General features: G+C 60.1%; 6 protein-coding genes and 2 pseudogenes. 5 read left to right on the forward strand and 3 right to left on the reverse strand.

Annotated elements, in window-relative coordinates; genetic code table 11:
* Positions 1 to 51 precede the first annotated feature (51 nt).
* Positions 52 to 477, forward strand: a pseudogene (queG, locus tag AC1DRJ_RS18425) (tRNA epoxyqueuosine(34) reductase QueG); the annotation flags it as partial.
* A 107-nt stretch (positions 478 to 584) separates the two neighbouring features.
* Here queG and AC1DRJ_RS18430 read toward each other — a convergent pair.
* Both AC1DRJ_RS18430 and orn read right to left on the reverse strand, forming a co-directional pair.
* On the reverse strand, positions 585 to 1196 hold the full coding sequence (locus tag AC1DRJ_RS18430; protein WP_477803420.1) for a trimeric intracellular cation channel family protein: 612 nt from the start codon (positions 1194 to 1196) through the stop codon (positions 585 to 587).
* Between the two features lie 217 nt (positions 1197 to 1413).
* Positions 1414 to 1956, reverse strand: coding sequence for an oligoribonuclease (orn, locus tag AC1DRJ_RS18435; RefSeq protein ID WP_477803421.1), 543 nt, complete (start codon positions 1954 to 1956; stop codon positions 1414 to 1416).
* A gap of 107 nt (positions 1957 to 2063) precedes the next feature.
* On the opposite strand from orn, the gene rsgA reads away from it, so the two are divergent.
* The 4 genes from rsgA (at position 2064) to AC1DRJ_RS18455 (ending at position 5162) form a co-directional block, all read left to right on the forward strand.
* Positions 2064 to 3095: a small ribosomal subunit biogenesis GTPase RsgA gene (gene rsgA, locus AC1DRJ_RS18440; protein ID WP_477803422.1), complete on the forward strand. Its 1032-nt coding sequence runs from the start codon at positions 2064 to 2066 to the stop codon at positions 3093 to 3095.
* Positions 3096 to 3307: 212 nt separating this feature from the next.
* On the forward strand, positions 3308 to 3715 hold the full coding sequence (locus tag AC1DRJ_RS18445) for a TIR domain-containing protein (protein WP_477803423.1): 408 nt from the start codon (positions 3308 to 3310) through the stop codon (positions 3713 to 3715).
* 2 nt (positions 3716 to 3717) lie between these two features.
* Positions 3718 to 4677 (forward strand): caspase family protein, encoded by a 960-nt coding sequence (locus AC1DRJ_RS18450; RefSeq protein WP_477803424.1) that lies wholly within the window; start codon positions 3718 to 3720, stop codon positions 4675 to 4677.
* On the forward strand, positions 4677 to 5162 hold the full coding sequence (locus AC1DRJ_RS18455) for a toll/interleukin-1 receptor domain-containing protein (protein ID WP_477803425.1): 486 nt from the start codon (positions 4677 to 4679) through the stop codon (positions 5160 to 5162). Before AC1DRJ_RS18450 ends, AC1DRJ_RS18455 begins: the two co-directional genes overlap by 1 nt.
* A 74-nt stretch (positions 5163 to 5236) precedes the next feature.
* Here the strand turns inward: AC1DRJ_RS18455 and AC1DRJ_RS18460 are convergent.
* Positions 5237 to 5362, reverse strand: a pseudogene (locus tag AC1DRJ_RS18460) (group II intron maturase-specific domain-containing protein); the annotation flags it as partial.

Consider the following 5362-nt stretch of genomic DNA (forward strand, 5'->3'; position numbering starts at 1 on the left):
CGTACGTACTGGATGCCCGGCGTTGCATCTCCTACCTGACCATCGAACTCGTACGTACTGGATGCCCGGCGTTGCATCTCCTACCTGACCATCGAACTGAAAAGCGCGATCCCGGAAGACTTACGCCCTCTGATCGGCAACCGGGTGTTCGGTTGCGATGACTGCCAGATCGTCTGCCCTTGGAACCGCTTCGCCCGCCAGTCCGGGGAAAGCGACTTCAAACCCAGGCACAATCTGGACAACGCCGAATTGGCCGAGCTGTTCATGTGGGACGAGGACAAATTCCTCAGCAGCACCGAAGGTTCGCCGTTACGTCGGGCTGGTTACGAGCGCTGGCTGCGAAACCTGGCGGTTGGCCTGGGTAATGCGCCGTCAAGCATTCCGGTGCTGGAAGCGCTTAAGGCGCGTCGCGACTATCCGTCGGAGCTGGTGCGTGAGCATGTCGAGTGGGCGCTAAAGCAACACGGACTCATGTAGCAGCTGCCGAAGGCTGCGTCCGGCTGCGGACCAGTCGTCATCCTGCAAAGCGAGTCCTGCGGCCTCGAACGCAGCCTTCGGCAGCTGCTACAGGTACCGTGCGTAAGTCAGGCTTCGTCGTTATAAACGAACTTCGGCATTTCCCAGTGAAAACGAATCGCCAGCAGCCGCAACAGGAAACCGCCAAACAACGTGATCAAAATCGCCTGTTCACCGGGTAATTGCAGGTAGATGCAGAGCATGTAGCACCACGCCGCGGCGAACGAAACACTGGCGTAGAGTTCGCGGCGGAAGATCAGCGGGATGTCGTTGCAGAAAATATCGCGCAGAATGCCGCCGAACACTCCAGTGATCACGCCACTGACCGATGCCACCAGCATGCCGTGGCCCATTTCCAGCGCAGTCATGCAACCGATCAGGGTAAACGCCACCAGGCCCACGGCGTCGAGCACCAGGAATAGTGAGCGCAGGTGGCGCATCCAGCGTGCAGTGAAGACGGTGACCATCGCCGCGATCGAGGTCAGCACCAGGTATTCCGGGTGTTTGACCCAAGTCAGCGGGTAGTGGCCGAGCAGTACGTCGCGCATCGAGCCGCCGCCCAACGCCGTGATGCACGCGATCAACACCACCCCAAACCAGTCCATGCCGCGACGGCCGGCAGACAGCGCGCCGGTCATGGCTTCGGCGGTGATGGCAATCAGGTAGAGCATCAGCAACATGGCGGGGCGGTCCTTGCACAAAGGCGCGCAGTCTACTCACTTCATTGACGCCCCAAAAGAGCGCAAGAGAAAACACTGTGACCTGTGGCGAGGGGGCTTGCCCCCGTTCGGCTGCGAAGCAGTCGTAAACCTGTGCTCGCGGCAGGACTGACGAATGTAGGGGAGCGCTTCGCACTCCAACGGGGGCAAGCCCCCTCACCACAAAGGCCCAGCAGTATCAGAACTTGATGAAGTGCTTGCGGTAGTGCTGCAGCTCGGCGATGGATTCGCGGATGTCGTCCAGTGCCAGGTGGGTGCTACCCTTTTTGAAGCTGTCGCGTACGTCCGGCGCCCAACGAGCGGCCAGCTCTTTAAGGGTCGAGACGTCGAGGTTGCGGTAGTGGAAGAAGCTTTCCAGGGATTTCATGTGCGTATAAAGGAAGCGACGGTCCTGGCAGATGCTATTGCCGCAAATCGGCGACTTGCCTTTCGGCACCCACTGCTCCAGGAAAGCGATGGTCTCGGCTTCGGCTTCGACCATGCTGATGCGGCTGTCGCGAACGCGCTGGGTCAGGCCTGAGCCCCCGTGTTGACGGGTGTTCCACTCGTCCATGCCGGCGAGGATCTCGTCGCTGTGGTGGATGGCGATCACCGGACCTTCGGCCAAGGTGTTCAGATCACTGTCGGTTACGATAGTGGCCATTTCGATGATGACGTCGGTATCAGGGTTCAGACCGGTCATTTCCAGGTCGATCCAGATCAGATTCTGTGGGTTTTGCATGTGTCGGCTCCTAGGCAATGCTGCGCAGTTTAGCCTAGGCAACCAGCGTGGCGTGCTAAACTCGCGGCCGTTTTACCTAATCGCTGCATTCTTGATACGGAACACCCATGGCCAAACGCCAACTCAATCGTCGTCAAAACTGGCGCATCGAAAAGATTCAGGGCGAACGCGCTGCCCGCGCCGCCAAACGCGAGTCCTCGGCTGTCGAGGCACTTGAGGGTGGCGACCTGGGTCCGGAACAGACCGGCCTTGTGATCGCTCACTTCGGTGTACAGGTCGAAGTCGAGGCCCTCGACGGCGAGCTGGCTGGCCAGGTGTTCCGCTGTCACTTGCGTGCCAACCTGCCGGCGCTGGTAACCGGCGATCAAGTAGTCTGGCGTGCCGGCAACCAGGRCATCGGCGTGATCGTGGCGCAACTGCCGCGTAAAACCGAACTCTGCCGTCCGGACAGCCGTGGACAGCTCAAGCCTGTGGCCGCCAACGTCGACATGATCGTCATCGTCTTCGCGCCGCTTCCCGAACCTCACGCCAACCTGATCGACCGTTATCTGGTCGCTGCCGAGCACGCCGGTATCCGGCCCCTGCTGCTGCTCAACAAATTCGACYTGATCGACGAGCAGAACGCCCCGGCCCTGAATGCCTTGCTGGCGGTTTACCGCACGCTGGGTTACCCGGTGCTGGAAGTGTCGGCGCACCACGGCAATGGCATGGAGCAGTTGCAGGAACAACTGGACGGGCGCATCAGCGTGTTCGTCGGCCAGTCCGGTGTCGGCAAGTCGTCGCTGGTCAACAGCCTGCTGCCGGAAGTCGAAGCCCGCGTCGGGCCGTTGTCCGAGCTGTCCGGCCAAGGCACTCACACCACGACCACCGCGCGCTTGTTCCACTTCCCCGGTGGCGGTGAGTTGATCGACTCCCCGGGTATTCGTGAATTCGGCCTGGGCCACGTCAGCCGTGCCGACGTCGAAGCCGGGTTCATCGAGTTCAACGACCTGATCGGCACCTGCCGCTTCCGCGACTGCAAGCACGACCGCGAACCGGGTTGCGCCCTGCTCAAGGCCCTCGAAGAAGGCCGCGTGCAGCAGCAACGGATGAACAGCTACCGCTCGATCATCGCCAGCCTGCCTGAAACCAGCTACTAAACAGACGTGCCCACCGCCCCGACACTGACGGGACGGTGGGCCGCTTGTTGCGACCTACAAAACATCCCGCCGATTAAACGTCAGACACCTCTGTAGGACCTCCGCGCGCCCGCTTGAAGGACCCGTCTCTTTAACCGCGCAGGCCTTGTTGCGGCCACTCAAGTGCATACATTCAAGCCCTCTTCGCATTCCGGCGATACCGAGGGACAACCATGCAAACCTATCATTTGTTCATCAGCCATTCGTGGACCTACCCCCACGCCCATGACAACCTCGTGCGCCTGCTCAACGCCAAACCCGACTTCACCTTCAAGAATTTTTCGGTGCCGACGGACAACCCGATCGTCGACGCGCCGACCGACAAACAACTGGAAGCCGCCATCGAAAACAAGATTCGCCCGTGCTCGGCGGTGCTGATCATGGCGGGGATGTATTCGACCTACAGCAAGTGGATCAACAAGGAGATCGAGATCGCCAAGCGGATGGGCAAGGTGATCATAGCGGTCAAGCCGTTTGGAGCAGAGCGGATTTCCACGGTGGTGCGTGAAGCGGCGCACGCCGAATGTGCGTGGAACACCAACAGTATCGTCAGCGCCATTCGCCTGCACACGGCGGTGTAACCATGCGCAAGGGACTGTTTATCGGCATCAACCACTACAGCTATGTGTCGCCATTGAGCGGCTGCAACAACGACGCGATGGCCATGGCCTCGGTACTGGAACGCCACGCCAACGGGCGTCCGAACTTCAGCAGCAAGGTCCTGACCTCGGCGGAGGAAAACCTCACTCACACAAACCTGAAGCAGCAGATCCAGGGTCTGTTTTCCGGTGATTGCGACGTGGCGCTGCTGTACTTCGCCGGTCACGGCCAGTTTGATACCAGCATCGATGAAGGCCTGCTGATCCCGCAGGACTTCGGTCAGGGCGTCGAAGGCATTCGCATCAGCGACATCCTCAACTGGGCGGAAAGCGCCACCCACATCAAGAACAAAATCATCATCCTCGACTGCTGCCAGGCCGGCGCGGCGGCCGCCATGCGCGGGTTGCGCGGTGGCAGCAGCGTGATCAGCGAAGGCATGACCATTCTCACGGCCTGTAAAAAAGACCAAGTGGCGCTCGAAGGTCGCGGTCATGGTGTGTTTACCGACCTGTTACTGCAAGCACTGCATGGCGGAGCCGCCAATGTCCTGGGCAAGGTCACCCCCGGCAGCGTGTATTCGTTTGTCGACAATGCGCTGGGGGCATGGGAACAACGGCCGGTGTTCAAGACCAACGTCTCGCAATTTGTGCCGCTGCGCGAAGTGACGCCGCTGATTGCCGAAGAAACCCTGCGCAAGCTCAAGGACTGGTTCCCGGAACCGAGCTACGTGTTCCCCCTGGACCCCAGCTACGAACCGACCGAGGCCGCGTTCGATCCCGACAACGGCGACATCTTCAAGCAGTTGCAAAAGTGCAACCGCCACAGCCTGATCGAACCGGTGGACGCCGAGCACATGTACTACGCCGCCCTGCATTCCACCGGCTGCCGTCTGACCGCCCTCGGCGCCTATTACCGCGAACTCGCGATCAAGGGACATTTCTGATGCCGGTGTTTATCAGCTACCGCCACACCGACCGCGCCCACGCGATGGCCATCAACACACGCCTGACGCAGGCAAACATCAAGACCTACCTCGATGTGCTGGACCCGGAATCGCAGACCACTGAGGACATCACCACCGTCATCACCCGCAACATCACCGAATGCACACACCTGATGGCCGTGGTCTCGGAGAAGACCGCGCAGTCGTGGTGGGTGCCGTTTGAAATCGGCGAGGCGACCATCAGCAATCGACGGATCTGCTCGTACAAGATCGGACCCAGCGCGCTACCGTTGTACCTCGATAAATGGCCGAAGTTGAGCGGTGAGAACGATATCAACTTCTTTATCGATGCCTATCGCGAGGAGGCGGTCTCCAAACGCTCGATAGGGCTGGAGTCATTCAGCGAATCCGTTCGCGGCACTTACCGGCGCGATGCCGAGTTGTTCCACGACCAACTCAAGAACCGCATTCGACGGGGTTTCTGACAGATCGAGTAGGAGGCGGATTTACATCCGCCGTCCTCTCACACCACCGTACGTACGGATCCGTATACGGCGGTTCAAGCTATGCGGCTAAGCCGGTTTATCGTATCCAGTACCGAGACCAACCCAAGTTGATCCCATAGCTTCTTCGGCAGCGCCTGATTCATATGAGATGCTCCCGAGCTCCACCATGGGCCTCGGCC

The sequence above is a fragment of the Pseudomonas sp. P5_B2 genome (assembly GCF_056400445.1).

Bases quoted from the DNA above. Each gene is read 5' to 3' on its own strand.
- AC1DRJ_RS18430 (WP_477803420.1), bottom strand. From the start codon at position 1,196: ATGTTGCTGATGCTCTACCTGATTGCCATCACCGCCGAAGCCATGACC.
- orn (WP_477803421.1), bottom strand. From the start codon at position 1,956: ATGCAAAACCCACAGAATCTGATCTGGATCGACCTGGAAATGACCGGT.
- AC1DRJ_RS18445 (WP_477803423.1), top strand. From the start codon at position 3,308: ATGCAAACCTATCATTTGTTCATCAGCCATTCGTGGACCTACCCCCAC.
- AC1DRJ_RS18450 (WP_477803424.1), top strand. From the start codon at position 3,718: ATGCGCAAGGGACTGTTTATCGGCATCAACCACTACAGCTATGTGTCG.
- AC1DRJ_RS18455 (WP_477803425.1), top strand. From the start codon at position 4,677: ATGCCGGTGTTTATCAGCTACCGCCACACCGACCGCGCCCACGCGATG.